Raw genomic sequence first — 13,688 nt, forward strand, 5'->3', positions numbered from 1 at the left:
TTCTCCTGGTGGTCAGACGGCCGTCGCGCGTCGCTCGGGCGTGTCGGTGGCGGGGCCGGCCGGCGACGCCGCGCTCACGGCGGCAGCCGGCTTGGCGTCGTGGCGGGTGGCCACGTAGGCCTGGTAGTCGGCGATCGAGAAATGCGCGGTGGCCTGCCGGAAGCGCCAGGTGAAGCCGGGCCACAGCGTGGTGTTCTTGCCGGTGCGCGGGTCGAGATACCAGCTCTTGCAGCCGCCGGTGGACCAGATCGCGCGTCCGAGCCGCTGCTGCAGCCACCGGTTGTAGTCGGCTTCGACGAGCGGGCGCACCTCGACCGCCTCGGCACGCTCGCGCTCCATTGCGTTGAGCGCGCCGAGAATGTATTCGATCTGCGACTCGATCATGAACACCATCGAGTTGTGGCCGAGCCCGGTGTTCGGGCCGACGATCATGAAGAAGTTCGGGTAGCCGGGCAGCGTCGTGCCGAGATAGGCATGCGCGCCGTCGCGCCAGGTATCGACGATATCGACGCCGCCGCGCCCGCGGATCACGCCGCGCGGGAACGGGTCGGCCACCTGGAAGCCGGTGCCGTAGATCAGGCAGTCCACGGCGTGGCGGCGGCCGTCGGCGGTCACCACGGCATCGGGCTCGATGCGCGCGATCGGGTTCGTGACCACCTCGACGTTCGCGCGCGTGAGTGCCGGGTAATAGTCGTTCGAGATCAGCACGCGCTTGCAGCCGAGCGTGTAGTTCGGCGTGACGGTCGCGCGCAGGGCCGGATCGGCGATCTGCCGGCGGATGTGACGCTCGGCCAGCCGCTGCACGTTCTTCATCAGCGCCGGATGGATCGCGAAGCCGAGCACGCGTGATTCGAGCAGCCAGTAGCGGCTCGCGCGCGCGAGCTTCTGCGTAAACGGCAGCGTGCGGAACAGCCACTGCTCGAAGCGGCTCAGCGGCCGGTCGGGCTTGGGCATGATCCACGGCGGGGTGCGCTGGAACAGCGTCAGGTTCGCGACGCGCGGCGCGATCTGCGGCACGAACTGGATCGCGCTCGCGCCGGTGCCGATCACGGCCACGCGCTTGCCGTCGAGGTCGTAATCGTGGTCCCAGTGCTGCGAGTGGAACGCGTGGCCGGCGAACGATTCGATGCCGTCTATCTGCGGCAGCGCGGCCCGCGACAGGCCGCCCATGCCCGACACCAGCACGCGCGCCGAGACGCGCCGGCCGTTGGCGAAGCGCAACTGCCAGCGGTGGGCGAATTCGTCGTATTCGGCGCTGATGAGTTCGTGGCCGAAGCGCAGGTAGCGCGCGATGCCGAAACGCTCGACGCAGTGTTCCAGGTAAGCGCGGATTTCCGGCTGCGGCGCGAACATGCGCGTCCAGTGCGGGTTCGGCGCGAACGAGAACGAATAGACGTGGGACTGCACATCGCAGGCGCATCCTGGATAGTGATTGTCGCGCCAGGTTCCGCCGACCGTGGCGGCCTTTTCGAATACCGCGAAATCCGCGCGGCCGGTCTGCTGCAGCCGGATCGCCATGCCGAGGCCGGCGAAGCCGGTGCCGATGATGGCGACGTCGACGGCTTCGATGTGCCCGTCGGCATCGGGCGGGGTGCGCGCTGTCATACCTTGTCTCCGTTCTGGTCCATTTTTTAATGTGACATTGATTGATGTAACAATAGTCGGTGACGGGAGAAATCGCAACTGCCTAGACGATCGCCTCTAACTGCCCCGGCGGCGCGAGCCGCGAGGCCCGGTACGTGCCGGCCCGCGCCGTACCGCGATTGATCGCGCGGCGCGAATAATCGCGGCCGCCCTTGAGCCGCGACGCCGTGCGGCTCTATCCTGCTCCGTTGCTCGTTCGAAAGCAGAAACAGGGGGTAAGTCATGGACCGTTTACAGGCAATGCAGGTGTTTACGCGCGTGGTCGATGCCAACAGCTTCACGCGGGCCGCGGAGACGCTGTCGATGCCGCGCGCGTCGGTCACCACCATCATTCAGAACCTCGAGGCCCTGCTCGGCGTGCGGCTGTTGCACCGCACCACGCGCCGCCTCTCGCTGACACCCGAGGGCGCGGGGTATTACGAGCATTGCATTCGGATCATGACGGAGATCTCGGAGGCCGATGCGAGTTTCCAGGCCGGCAATCGCAAGCCGCACGGCACGCTGCGCGTGCATCTGCCGTCGCTGCTCGGCCGGCGCGTGCTGTTGCCGGCGCTGGCGCTGTTCCATCAGCGCTATCCGGACATCGAACTGCACTTCGGGCTCTCGGACCGGCCCGTCGATCTGGTGCGCGACGGCTTCGACTGCGAGATCCGGGTCGGGCCGCTCGCGGACTCGTCGATGGTGGCGCGGCGGGTGGGCGTGATCAAGCGCATCAGCTGCGCCTCGCCCGACTACCTCGAGCGCTACGGCCGGCCGGCATCGATCGAGGCGCTGGAGCAGCACCGCGCCGTGAATTTCGCCTATACGAGCGGCGGCCGGCCGATGCCTTGGACCTTCCTGATCGACGGCAAGCTGCACGAGGTGCGGATGAACTCGGTGGTCACCGTCAATGATTCGGATGCCTACGTGACCTGCGCGCTGGAAGGCTTCGGCATGATCCAGCCAATGCTGTTCTCGGTGATTCCACATCTGCTCGACGGCTCGCTGGTGGAGGTGCTGCCGGGCGTCTACCCGAAGCCCAAGCCGATCTCGATCGTCTATCCGCACAGCCGCCATCTGTCGATGACGGTGCGCGTGTTCGCGGACTGGGTGGCCGAATTGTTCGCGTCGGTGCCGGCGCTCGAGAGCATGCCCGGCAAGGGCGCGTCGGCGGCCAGCAAGGAGCGCGGCGCGGTGGCGGCCTGAGGCCGTCGCCGGAAAAGGCTGCGGCGGGCGGCCCTGCTGCTTCCTCCTCGCCGCGCCGCCTGCTTGCGGGGATCGCGCTGCACTACAATCTGGCGCGACGGCCCGTGCGCTGGCCGGCCCGAGCGCTATCATGCCATTTCCACCCGCGAGGCTTCCGACCATGCGTCTCATTCTTGCCATCATCCTGCCCTGGCTCCAGTTCTTCACCATCGGCCGTCCGTTCGCGGGCATTATCTGCCTGCTGCTGCAGGTCACGTTGATCGGCTGGATTCCGGCCGCGATCTGGTCTGTCTACGCGCTGAGCCAGTACAAGACCGACCAGAAGATCGCCCGCGCGATGGGCGGGCGCGGCTGACGGCAGTCGCGCCGCGCATGCCGGCCGCTTCGGCGGCCGGCGGCGCGCTGCCGGGCAGCACGCGTGCTGCGGCCCGACGTGCCGGGCCCTGACACGCGAGCGCTGCCGGTTGCTTTGCGGTTCGCAAGGTTACGCCCGGCCCAGCGGGCGGCCATCAGCTGAACGAGACTGCCAGGAGACACCCGATGAAGCCTTCCGCTCGTGCCGCGCTACCGGCCGATGCCGCGCTCGAGCCCGCCGGCGATGCCGCCTCGCCGCGCATCCGGCGCATCCAGCGCACGGCGCTCACGTTGCTGCTGATGAGCGGCGTGGTCAACTACCTCGATCGCGCCACCCTGTCGATCGCCACGCCGCTGATCCGCCACGACCTCGGTTTCTCGGTGCCGCAGATGGGGCTGCTGCTGTCGGCGTTCCTGTGGGCCTACGCGTTCGCGCAGCTGCCGGCCGGCATCCTGATCGACCGGCTCGGCGCGCGCCTGACGCTGGCCGCGAGCCTCGGGCTCTGGTCGATCGCACAGACCTTCGGCGGCCTCGTCAACGGCTTCTCGACGTTTTTCGCCGCGCGCATGGTGCTCGGCGTCGGCGAGGCACCGCAGTTCCCCACCAGCGCGCGGATCGTGCGCGACTGGTTCGCCGGACATGAGCGCGGCACGGCCACCGGCATCTGGAACAGTTCCTCGACGCTGGGCACGGCGATCTCCGCGCCGCTCCTGACGCTGCTGATGCTCAACGTGGGCTGGCGCTGGATGTTCGTGGTGATGGGGGCGGCCGGGCTGCTGCTGGCGGTGGCGTTCTATCTGCTGCACCGCGATCCGCGCCACGTCACGCTGACCCACCGCGAGCGCGCCTATCTCGACGACGCCGGCGGCCTCACCGGCACGCGTCCGAGCTGGGCCGACTGGCGCCATCTGCTGCGCTATCGCAGCACCTGGGGCATGCTGCTCGGCTTCTTCGGCACGATCTACGTGCTCTGGCTCTACAACGCCTGGTTGCCCACCTATCTGCAGATGGAGCACCACCTGACGATCGCACGCACCGGCTGGGTGGCGGCCGTGCCCTACGTGTTCGGCGTGATCGGCAGCCTGTCGGGCGGGCGGATCTGCGACGTGCTCGCGCGTCACGGCGTATCGACCATGAACAGCCGCAAGTATCCGATGGTCGCCTCGCTGCTCGGCATCGCGGTGTTCACGACGCTGACCGCGCTGACCGACAGCACCACGCTCGCGGTGGTGTTCATCTCGGTGTCGATGCTGCTGATGTACATTTCGTCGAGCGCGGCCTGGGCGATGGCCTCGGTGGCCGCGCCGGCCAACTCCACGGCCTCGATCGGCGCGATGCAGAATTTCGGCGGCTATTTCGGCGGCGCGCTGGCGCCGGTCGTGACGGGCTTCATCGTGGCCGCCACCCACTCGTTCAAGCCGGCACTCTACGTCGGGGCCGCGGTGGTGGTGGTCGCGATGGTCGGCTACTGGACGTTGGTGGGCGAGCCGGTGCCGCCGCGCGAGACGCAGGCGCCGCGCTGACGGCGATCCAGGCGGCGTGGCACGCCGCGCCGTGACTGCGCGCTTGCGCGCGCGCCTTCGGTCGCCCTGCATCCGCACCTGGCCGAAGCCGTCGCGCGGCGGGCTGCGGTGGCACGCCTCGGCGATCCGGCCGGTCTGACGCTCGGCGCGGCCGGGGCCGGCCGCCGGGCACCATCAGGAGGCCGCCGCCGGCGGCGTGCGCTCGAGCCGGCGGCAGGGCCGGCGGCGTCGCGTGCGGGGCGCCGCCATGCCGGCCCCGCTCAGGATGCGTTCGCGCTGCAGCTCGGGTACGGCGCCTTTTCGCCGGCCACGATCGGGCAGACCTTCAGCGGCATCAGGTTGCGGATGCGCTGCAGCCACATCTGGGCGTCGATGGCCGCGGGCTTGCTGGACTGCGGGCCGCGCTGCGCCCATTGCAGCGTGTACAGGTCCTTGGCACCCTTCACGACGGTGATCGCCGTGGTCTCGCTGTGGCCCGCGCTGGCGGCCGCGTTGCCGCAACTGACGACCATCGAGAACGCATCGCTGCCGTTGAGCTTGCCCTCGAAGATGCCCTTGGCCGCGAAGCTTTGCGGGCAGGCGCGCTGGAAGCCGGCCGCGATGCTGGTCGCATAGCTCTTCGCATCCGCTTCCGGGTGCTTGGCGACGACGTTCTGCGCACCCGTGAGCGTGATCATCTGGGTCCAGTTCGAAATGGTTTCGCCGGGCAGCACCCATTCGTGCGCATAGTCGTCGGCATGCGTGCCCTCGTAGATCGACACGAAGCGCGTGGGCAGACGGAAATAGACGAGCTGGCTGAAGATCGGCGCGATCGTGGCGATCACGGGCAACGCGGGCTGCGTTGCCTGCGCGCCGGCCGGCGCTGCGGGTGCGCTGCCTTGCGCGTGGGCGCCGATGGCGAGCGTCAGGGTCAGCAGCGAGCCGGCGGCGAGTGCCGCGGGGCGCGCATGGAGTCGGATAACACGCATGATTTCCTCGCGATGGTGGGCCTTGGTTTTCGGTGGCGATGTGCCTCAGCTTGCGAATGTAGCGCAAACGCGCCGCGCCGGTCGATGGTTTTACGCTCTGCAACATCTGGCGAGTGCTCCGCCGCAGCGCGGCACGACACGGTGCGGACACAATCTTTCAAGCGGCCGCGAGCCTCTGCGCCAACGGCAGCCGTTCGGGCGGGCGATGCGCCCGGCGCCGCCGCAGCCGCCGCCAAATGGTTGTGCGCGCATCGATCTCGCCGGATCGGTTCGATTCGCATGGCTGAACGATCGTCATGATCGTTGCCAGGCATGGTCAATCACATCGCTCGCCCGGAGGGAATCCGGATAAAGCAGGAGGTAGGGCGCTTGCCCGCGAAATTTGCCTGGCTGACGACAGCCGAAACAAGCCAGAGCTAGTCTGATGAATCGGCGACGCGCCCCGCGCGTGCCGGCCGCGGCGATTTCCCTGGCCGCGAGGCCGGCCATGGCCCCGGCCCGCCTCGCCGCGCCCGGCGGGGCGGCGCGTGCGGCCGGCGCCGTAGGCCGACGCGCAGGCGCGACGGTCGTCGAGGTTCGGCGCGATCGGGGCTGGCGCTGCCTGCGGCGGCCGTGCGACGATCTCGGCTCCAGCCGATCCCTCCTGCACGCCGTTCGCGGCACCCCGACCCACGATGACTTCGCTCGAATCCTTTCCCTGCCTGCAGACCCGGCGGCTCGTATTGCGCGAGCTGGCGCCGGCCGATGCGGCGGCGCTCTATGCGATCCACGGCGACGCGGACGCGATGCGCTGGTATGGCGCGGAGTCGATGACGGCGCCGGCGCAGGCCGCGCGGCTGATCGACACCTTCATGGCCTGGCGCATCGCCGGCACCGGCGTGCGCTGGGGGATCGAGCGCCGCGCCGACGGCGCGCTGATCGGCACCTGCGGGCTGTTTCGCTGGAGCCGCGCCTGGCATAGCTGCACGATCGGCTATGAACTCGCGCGCGGCGCGCGCGGGCAGGGCGTCATGCACGAGGCGCTGGGCGCCGTGCTCGATCACGGCTTCGGCGCGATGGACCTGAACCGCGTCGAGGCGCGCGTGCATCCCGAGAACGAGGCCTCGCTGCGTGTGCTGGCCGCGCTCGGGTTCGTGCGCGAGGGCTACCAGCGCCAAGCCGGCTACTGGAACGGCGCGTTTCGCGATCTGGTCCAGTATGCCCTGCTGCGCGACGAATACCGCGCGCCGGCCGGCTGATTCATCGCGCCTGCGTCGGGCATCTGCATTGGGCGGCGGGCCTGGTCCGCACCGCGCGGCTCGACGCGCAGCGCGCGCATCGAAGCGCGCCGTTGCGCGAGGCCGCGAGCGAAATGTGCCTGTCACCGGTGCTCTGTTTGCGCTGCGAGGCAGACCCGATGCGAACCCGGATGCGCATGGCCTGGCCCGTCACGCCGGCGCCGGCCGTCGACGACGCGATCGTCTTCCCGCTGCCCGGCGCGGCCGGCTGGGCCGCCGCCTGCGCGCTTCGAGGCGGCCGGCTTCGCGCGCGGCGGCGTTCAACCCGCACCGGACGCGCAGGGATGCACCTGCGTCGATCCCGAAGGCTCTTGCACCGTGCCGCCGCGCCGGCTTAGAACGCGTGGCGCAGGCCCACCGTGACGGCCAGTTGCGAGTCGGTGGATGACGGCGAGAGCGTGTTGATCATCGCGTGCGAGAGCACCGAGCCGGCCGGTGCGCCGTGCACGTTCTGATAGACACCTTCCAGATAGACGTCGGTGCGCTTGCTGAGCGCGTAATCGGTCTGCAGCATCGCGGTGTTCCAGCCCGGCGAGGCGCCGTCGTAGGCGCCGCGCGTGTAGGTGTAGGCGCCCGACAGGCTGAGCGCGCTGGTCAGCGCGTACTTCGCGTTGAGCTCGTAGTTGTCGAGCCGCAGCGTGCCGTTCAGGCCGCCCGCCGAGCTGTCGGCGGCGCCGAGATAGGTGCCCGTGCCGAACGAGAACACGCCGGTGGCGTCGTCGATCTGCGTGTGGCTCCAGACCAGCCCGACGGTGGCCGCGCCGAACGTGTAGTTGCCGCCGAGCGACCAGATCCGCTGGCGCCGCGCGATGAAATTCGCGCTGGTGTCGCCGGTGGTGATCGCGCCCGCACCGCTGCCGGCGCCATTGAACTGCAGGTAGCCGGCCGCGAGGTTGGCGGGGCCTTGCGCATACGACAGCGCGAAGCCGTAGGCGCGGTTGTCGGCGAAGCTGCCGGCCTGGTTGCTGAAGCCGTACATGGTTTCGAAGCTCAGGCCGCGCCAGGTCGGGCTCGCGTACTTGACGGTGTTGTTCACCACCACCGAGTTCGCGGCCAGGTTGTCGTTCTCGAACGGATGCGCGGCGATGCTGCCGCCCCAGGTGTTCAGCTCGGCCGTGAGCGGGCCGACCAGATCGTTCAGCACGTCGAACTGGCGGCCGAACGTGAGCGTGCCGGCCGCCTCGCTCTGCAGCCCGAGCCAGGCCTGCGAGCCGAAGCCGTCGCCCGAGAACGCCTGCGCGCCGTTGTTGAGCAGGAAACCCTGTTCCAGCTTGAACACCGCGTGCAGCCCGCCGCCCAGGTCCTCGCCGCCCTTCAGGCCGAACGCGGTGTTCTGCATGGCGCTGCTGCTCGCCTGCCAGTTGCTGTGGCCGAGCTGGTTGTTGGTGTAGGCGAGGCCGGTATCGATCAGCCCGTAGAGCGTGACGCTGCTTTGCGCATGCGCGGATGTCGAGGCGGCGAGCGCGCCGACGAGCGCGGCGCGGATCAGGGCGGGTTTCATCGAAAGGGCTCCAGGTGGACGATGACGATGCTCGAATCGAGCCGGCCGCCGCGCCATGCCGATTGCGCGAGCAAAGGCCCCGGCATTCGGAAAATGGGCGAAGGTGCAACGCGTCGGCAATCCGTCGGCCAATCGGCAAAGTGTTTTGCCAATTGCCGCGAGCAGGCGCGCCCAGGCTGGCTGGCGGGGCGATCCGGCGTGATCCGGTGAATTGGCAACGGGTCGCATCTTAGAACGCCGAAAATAAAAATGGCATGCGAGGGAGCCGATCGTGGTATCAAAAAAACAGAGCGATTCTTTATATTTTTTATTCGCTGCCGCCTGATTTTGGCGGGCCTGTCTCGTGCCGGAACGAGGGCGGCCGGGGTGGCCGCATGGCACGGCTTTCATGAGGGTTGGGATTCGATTGCGCGAGGCTTTCGTGATTGCCGGCGCGGCACGCCGATGCGATGATGACTGACACCGCGTGCGGCGTGAGCCGCGACGCCGCCATCGTTTCCGTTTTCGATCGTCCCGAAGGAGCGCACGCTTGCATTCCGTTCCGCCTTCCGCCCCGCGCCGGCTTTCGGGCCGCCTGCTGCTGCCGGCGCTGGCCGCCGCCGTGCTGCTGTCGGCCTGTGCCGGCGGCGCGCCGCGCGAGCTGCCGCCGCCGCCTTCGCCGCCGATCCCGGCCGGCATGACGGGCGCGCAGCTGCTGCCGCGCGGCTACGTCTGCCAGGATTGCGCGATCGATTTCCTGCTCGGCGCGATCACGCCGCCGGCCCACGGGCTGATGCTGGTGCGCGGCGGATTCATGACGCCGCAGGCGATCTGGATCGTGGTCGATTACGACGCGCGGCGCGTCTCGCGCATCGTCACGGCCGCGTCGCAGGACGCGCAGGGCCGCTTCGCGCTGCGCGCGCTCGCCCGCAACGACGCGCCGCTGAGCGCGGGCGATGTCTCCGAGATCCGCTCGGACGCCGATGCGATCTGGATCTCGACGCACACGCTGCGTTCCAAATCGGCCACCGATACGACCTGGAGCCTCTATCTGATCGACGGCGGGGCGGTGCGCCACGAGTTCGGCATCGGCCAGCCGGGCGAGGGCGCGGCGCGGCTCGCCGACGATCTCGACCGCATCGTGCGGCACGGCATCGGCGGCTGAGGCCGCCCGGCCGCTCACCGCGGCCCGCTTCGACGCCGACCGCGCCGCCCGGGTTTGCCGGCGCCCGGACGATGCGGTTAGAATGCCGCAGCGCAGCAGCCATTGCGGCCGCGCGCATGCCGGCGCGCCGTGGCGCGTGCCGTGCCGTCCGTCCGAATCGACCCCGCTACCCATGTAATCGCTCGCGAACGCCCCTCCGTCGTCTGTCCATTCGCCCGACCGAGCGGGGGTTCGCGGACCGATGCCGCCCGTGCCGTGCGCCTCGCGCGGCAGGCCCGGGCGCCGTCCCGTCTATCCGTGTCCTCACACCAACGCCTGCCGGCGTCGCCGGCACCCGCGAGCCGGGTGCCGCGTGCCGGCGGCACCGGATGCCGTCCGCACCCGCAGGCCGGGCCGGCCGCGCGACCCCGCTGCCGCGCGGCACCGTCCCCAACGCTCCAACCAGGAACCCGTCATGCATGCCCGTACCCTACGCGACGCGTGGTTTGGCAACCTTCGCGGCGATCTGCTCGCCGGCATCGTCGTCGCCCTCGCGCTGATTCCCGAGGCGCTCGCCTTCTCGATCATCGCCGGCGTCGACCCGAAGGTCGGCCTCTACGCCGCCTCCGTGATCGCCATCGTCAGCGCGATCGCGGGCGGCCGGCCCGGCATGATCTCGGCCGCCACCGGCGCGGTCGCGCTCCTGCTCACCTCGCTGGTGCGCGACCACGGCGTGCAGTACGTGCTCGCCGCCGGCATGCTGGCCGGCGTGCTGCAGATCGGCGCCGGGCTGCTGCGGCTCGGCGAGCTGATGCGCTTCGTATCGCGCTCGGTGATGACGGGCTTCGTCAACGCGCTCGCGATCCTGATCTTCCTGGCCCAGCTGCCGCAGCTGCGCGGCGTGCCGGCATCCGTCTACGGCCTGCTCGCGCTCGGCCTCGCGATCATTTACCTGCTGCCGCGCGTGACGCGCGCGGTGCCGTCGCCGCTCGTGTGCATCGTCGTGCTGACCGCGCTGGCGCTGGCCTGCCACCTGCCGCTGCGCACCGTCGGCGAGATGGGCGCGTTCCCCGACGCGCTGCCCGCGTTCGCGCTACCGCACGTGCCGCTCACGTTCGACACGCTGCGCATCGTGCTGCCGTATTCGATCGGCATCGCGGCAGTGGGGCTGCTCGAATCGCTGATGACGGCCGCCATCGTCGACGACTACACCGACACGCCGAGCGACAAGAACCGCGAATGCCGCGGCCAGGGCTGCGCCAACATCGCGGCGGGGCTGCTGGGCGGCATGCCGGGCTGCGCGATGATCGGCCAGACGGTGATCAACATGAAGTCGGGCGGGCGCGGGCGCCTGTCGACCTTGACGGCCGGCGTGGGCCTGCTGGTGCTGGTGGTGTTTCTGGGGCCGTGGGTGCGGCAGATCCCGATGGTGGCGCTGGTGGCCGTGATGGTGATGGTGTCGATCAGCACCTTCAGCTGGAAGTCGATCTTGAACCTGCGCACCCATCCGGCCAGTTCGTCGGTGGTGATGCTGGCCACCGTGGCGATCGTGGTCGCCACCGGCAACCTGGCGATCGGCGTGTTCGCCGGCGTGCTGCTCTCGGCGCTGTTTTTCGCCTCGAAGGTGCGGCGCGTGCTGGCGGTCGACAGCACGCTCGACGCGGCCACCGGCGAGCGGCGCTACACGGTGCGCGGGCAGGTGTTCTTCGCCTCGTCGGAGGCGTTCGTCGCGCAGTTCGATTTCCACGAGCCGGTCGCGCGCGTGCGGCTCGACGTGTCGCACGCGCACTTCTGGGACATTACCGCGATCGACGCGCTCGACCGCATCGTCAACAAGTTCCGCCGCCATGGCGTGGCCGTCGAGCTGAGCGGGCTCAATCGCGCGAGCGCGACCATGATCGACCGGTACGCGACCCACGACAAGGCCGCTGCGGCCGGCGAGGCCGGGCTGTCGCATTGACGCGCGCCGCCACCGGCGGCGGGCCTCACTTCGACGCGAGCGCGGCCTGCACGGCCGGATCGCGCCAGACCGCGGCGGCCACGTCGATCCTGGCCGGAATCAGCTTCACGCCGTAGAACGCATCGGCCACCGCCTGCTGCGAGGCGACGATGCGGTCGTCCACCGGCACCGCGCCGAACGGCACGCGTTTGAACCACGCTTCGACCAGGGCCGTGTCGAGGCCCACCTTCGGCGCGATGATCGCGGCCGTGTCGGCCGGGTGCGCGTTGACCCAGCGGCCCGTCTCGCGGAGCTGGCGCAGCACGGCGGCGACGATGTCGGCATGCGCGCCGGCGAACTCGCGCGTTGCCTCATAGAAGTTGTAAGGCGCCGTGAGCCCGGTGTAGTCGGACAGCGTGCGCACCTTGAGCGCGCTCTGCGCGGCCGCGTAATACGGGTCCCACACCACCCAGGCGTCCACGTCGCCGTTCTCGAACGCGGCGCGCGCGTCGGCGGGGGCCAGGTAGACGGGCCGGATGTCGCCGTAGCGTAGCCCGGCCCGGTTCAGCGCGGCCAGCAGCAGGTAGTTCGAGCTGGAGCCCTTCTGCAGCGCCACCTTCCTGCCGCGCAGGTCGGCCAGGTCGCGAACCGGCGAGCCCGGCTTCACGAAGATCGCCTCGGCGTGCGGCGCGGGCGGCTCGGCGCCCACGTAGACGAAGCGCACGCCGCCCGCCTGCGCGAACACGGGCGGCGGCGCGCCGGTGTAGCCGAAGTCGATGCTGTCGGCGTTCAGCGCCTCGAGCAGCTGCGGGCCGGCCGGGAATTCGAACCATTTCACCGTGTAGCCGAGCGCCGCGAGCCGCGCCTCGAGCGTGCCTTGCGCCTTCACCACCGCGAGCAGGCCGGCCTTCTGGTAGCCGATCCGCAGCACGTGGCCGCTGCCCGCCTGCGCGGCCGCGCTGCCGGCCGACAGCGCGGCGACGAGAAGCGCGCCAAGCCGGACGGCAAGCCCGGGCGCATGGCGGCGGGCCGTGCGCGCGGCGCCGGCGCGACGCCGGCAAGGCAGGCGGCGCGCGAGCGCGCCCAAGCGCAGGGCGGGGATGAGGCGCAGGGCGGGGATGAAGCGGGCAAGGCGAAACATCGGGCGGGTCTCCGGAGCGGTCGCCGGCATGCGGCGAGATTCGACGGGGACGGCGGCATGCCGAACCATGCCGCCGCAGTCGAAAAATCGTCGCATGGGCGTCCGCCCGGCCCAACCAAGCATTGCCGAAATCAATATGACGGCGGCCTGACTATGGTTTCTCGCGCGCGCCGCCGGGCGCCTCGCCGCCGGCCTTGCCGGCCTTGCCGGCTTCGTCGCGGGCGGCGCCGCTCAGCTGCTTGTCGAGGATGGTCGCCACGCGTCCGCCGAGGTAGTCGCCCGAGGCCGCCTCGAGCGCGCGGTTCATCTCGCCCTCGACGAAGGTGGCCGACAGCGGCCGCACCCGCCAGATCGCCTCGACCAGCGCCGGCACCTCGGTGACGGGCGGCAGCGAGCCTTCGTCGTAGCGGTCGAGGCGGCGCACCACGAGGTCCACCAGCACCCGCGCGATCGCGTCGAAGTGCGGCCGCGCGATCATGATCGCGTCCACCAGCTCGCGCACCGGAATGCCCTCGCGCACCAGCGCGGCGGCCGCTTCGATCAGCCCCGGCGTCTTCGCCACGAACGACAGCCCGCGCCGCTCCAGCAGCCCGAGTTCGGTCACGCGCGCGAGCGAGGCCGGCGTCTGCGGGCCGAACATGCCCACCAGGTCGGCCAGCGAATAGGTCTTCGGACGCTCGTGCGACCAGCGCCCGCCGATCGCGTTCTCGAGGCCGAGGATCGAGCGCAGGTCGTGGCCCTCGTCGATCGCCTTGATCAGATCCTGAATGTTGGCGAGCGTGTAGCCGCGTGCCAGCAGGTGGTTGATCACCTTGAGCCGGGCCACGTGCGTGTCGTCGTAGATGCCCACGCGGCCGCGCTTGCGCGGCGGCGCGAGCAAGCCGCGGTCCTGGTAGGCGCGGACGTTGCGCACGGTCGTGTCGGTCACGCGCGCGAGCTCGTCGACGGTGTACTCGTTGGGGGCTGCGCCGTCGGGCGACGCATCGGCGGATGAGGGCGGAGTCGGTGTCGGCATGTGCGGATTTTAGCGTG

12 protein-coding genes are annotated in these 13,688 nt (G+C 70.3%); 7 read left to right on the forward strand and 5 right to left on the reverse strand.

Features of this window, described 5'->3' with window-relative positions; genetic code table 11:
• Positions 1 to 12: 12 nt before the first annotated feature.
• The gene (locus tag KS03_RS07180) at positions 13 to 1,605 is read right to left on the reverse strand and encodes a flavin-containing monooxygenase (RefSeq protein WP_015877484.1); all 1,593 of its coding nucleotides are present in this window, start codon (positions 1,603 to 1,605) and stop codon (positions 13 to 15) included.
• Between the two features lie 261 nt (positions 1,606 to 1,866).
• Here KS03_RS07180 and KS03_RS07185 point away from each other — a divergent pair, with 261 nt between their 5' ends.
• The 3 genes from KS03_RS07185 (at position 1,867) to KS03_RS07195 (ending at position 4,707) form a co-directional block, all read left to right on the forward strand.
• A complete protein-coding gene (locus tag KS03_RS07185; protein WP_035979183.1) occupies positions 1,867 to 2,829 on the forward strand; it encodes a LysR family transcriptional regulator in 963 nt (320 codons plus the stop codon).
• Positions 2,830 to 2,989: 160 nt separating this feature from the next.
• Positions 2,990 to 3,184 (forward strand): YqaE/Pmp3 family membrane protein, encoded by a 195-nt coding sequence (locus tag KS03_RS07190; RefSeq protein ID WP_015877482.1) that lies wholly within the window; start codon positions 2,990 to 2,992, stop codon positions 3,182 to 3,184.
• A 185-nt stretch (positions 3,185 to 3,369) separates the two neighbouring features.
• Positions 3,370 to 4,707, forward strand: a complete 1,338-nt coding sequence (locus KS03_RS07195) for an MFS transporter (RefSeq protein ID WP_015877481.1) — start codon at positions 3,370 to 3,372, stop codon at positions 4,705 to 4,707.
• A 260-nt stretch (positions 4,708 to 4,967) separates the two neighbouring features.
• Here KS03_RS07195 and KS03_RS07200 read toward each other — a convergent pair whose 3' ends face one another.
• Complete coding sequence (locus KS03_RS07200) at positions 4,968 to 5,675, reverse strand: hypothetical protein (protein WP_015877480.1); 708 nt, start codon at positions 5,673 to 5,675, stop codon at positions 4,968 to 4,970.
• Between the two features lie 674 nt (positions 5,676 to 6,349).
• Here KS03_RS07200 and KS03_RS07205 point away from each other — a divergent pair.
• Entirely contained in the window at positions 6,350 to 6,913 is a 564-nt protein-coding gene (locus KS03_RS07205; RefSeq protein WP_015877479.1) for a GNAT family N-acetyltransferase, read from the forward strand.
• Between the two features lie 373 nt (positions 6,914 to 7,286).
• On the opposite strand, the gene KS03_RS07210 is transcribed toward KS03_RS07205, so the two are convergent.
• The gene (locus tag KS03_RS07210; RefSeq protein ID WP_015877478.1) at positions 7,287 to 8,453 is read right to left on the reverse strand and encodes a porin; all 1,167 of its coding nucleotides are present in this window, start codon (positions 8,451 to 8,453) and stop codon (positions 7,287 to 7,289) included.
• Positions 8,454 to 8,474: 21 nt separating this feature from the next.
• On the opposite strand from KS03_RS07210, the gene KS03_RS31085 reads away from it, so the two are divergent.
• The 3 genes from KS03_RS31085 to KS03_RS07220 all read left to right on the forward strand — a co-directional run bounded on the left by KS03_RS31085 (position 8,475) and on the right by KS03_RS07220 (position 11,536).
• Positions 8,475 to 8,663, forward strand: coding sequence for a hypothetical protein (locus KS03_RS31085; RefSeq protein WP_127913896.1), 189 nt, complete (start codon positions 8,475 to 8,477; stop codon positions 8,661 to 8,663).
• A 319-nt stretch (positions 8,664 to 8,982) separates the two neighbouring features.
• The gene (locus tag KS03_RS07215) at positions 8,983 to 9,597 is read left to right on the forward strand and encodes a hypothetical protein (protein ID WP_017433426.1); all 615 of its coding nucleotides are present in this window, start codon (positions 8,983 to 8,985) and stop codon (positions 9,595 to 9,597) included.
• Positions 9,598 to 10,051: 454 nt separating this feature from the next.
• The gene (locus KS03_RS07220; RefSeq protein ID WP_015877477.1) at positions 10,052 to 11,536 is read left to right on the forward strand and encodes a SulP family inorganic anion transporter; all 1,485 of its coding nucleotides are present in this window, start codon (positions 10,052 to 10,054) and stop codon (positions 11,534 to 11,536) included.
• Between the two features lie 25 nt (positions 11,537 to 11,561).
• On the opposite strand, the gene KS03_RS07225 is transcribed toward KS03_RS07220, so the two are convergent.
• Together KS03_RS07225 and KS03_RS07230 are read right to left on the reverse strand one after the other, a co-directional pair.
• Entirely contained in the window at positions 11,562 to 12,656 is a 1,095-nt protein-coding gene (locus tag KS03_RS07225) for a sulfonate ABC transporter substrate-binding protein (RefSeq protein ID WP_015877476.1), read from the reverse strand.
• Positions 12,657 to 12,807: 151 nt separating this feature from the next.
• Positions 12,808 to 13,671 (reverse strand): MerR family transcriptional regulator, encoded by an 864-nt coding sequence (locus KS03_RS07230; protein ID WP_015877475.1) that lies wholly within the window; start codon positions 13,669 to 13,671, stop codon positions 12,808 to 12,810.
• Between the last annotated feature and the right edge of the window lie 17 nt (positions 13,672 to 13,688).

It is taken from the genome of Burkholderia glumae LMG 2196 = ATCC 33617 (assembly GCF_000960995.1).
GTDB lineage: Bacteria > Pseudomonadota > Gammaproteobacteria > Burkholderiales > Burkholderiaceae > Burkholderia > Burkholderia glumae.

What these genes read in the sequence shown, in the direction of transcription:
- KS03_RS07205 (WP_015877479.1), top strand. Translation starts at nt 6,350, where the DNA reads ATGACTTCGCTCGAATCCTTTCCCTGCCTGCAGACCCGGCGGCTCGTA.
- KS03_RS07225 (WP_015877476.1), bottom strand. Translation starts at nt 12,656, where the DNA reads ATGTTTCGCCTTGCCCGCTTCATCCCCGCCCTGCGCCTCATCCCCGCC.
- KS03_RS07200 (WP_015877480.1), bottom strand. Translation starts at nt 5,675, where the DNA reads ATGCGTGTTATCCGACTCCATGCGCGCCCCGCGGCACTCGCCGCCGGC.
- KS03_RS07230 (WP_015877475.1), bottom strand. Translation starts at nt 13,671, where the DNA reads ATGCCGACACCGACTCCGCCCTCATCCGCCGATGCGTCGCCCGACGGC.
- KS03_RS31085 (WP_127913896.1), top strand. Translation starts at nt 8,475, where the DNA reads ATGACGATGCTCGAATCGAGCCGGCCGCCGCGCCATGCCGATTGCGCG.
- KS03_RS07190 (WP_015877482.1), top strand. Translation starts at nt 2,990, where the DNA reads ATGCGTCTCATTCTTGCCATCATCCTGCCCTGGCTCCAGTTCTTCACC.
- KS03_RS07195 (WP_015877481.1), top strand. Translation starts at nt 3,370, where the DNA reads ATGAAGCCTTCCGCTCGTGCCGCGCTACCGGCCGATGCCGCGCTCGAG.
- KS03_RS07210 (WP_015877478.1), bottom strand. Translation starts at nt 8,453, where the DNA reads ATGAAACCCGCCCTGATCCGCGCCGCGCTCGTCGGCGCGCTCGCCGCC.
- KS03_RS07180 (WP_015877484.1), bottom strand. Translation starts at nt 1,605, where the DNA reads ATGACAGCGCGCACCCCGCCCGATGCCGACGGGCACATCGAAGCCGTC.
- KS03_RS07220 (WP_015877477.1), top strand. Translation starts at nt 10,052, where the DNA reads ATGCATGCCCGTACCCTACGCGACGCGTGGTTTGGCAACCTTCGCGGC.
- KS03_RS07185 (WP_035979183.1), top strand. Translation starts at nt 1,867, where the DNA reads ATGGACCGTTTACAGGCAATGCAGGTGTTTACGCGCGTGGTCGATGCC.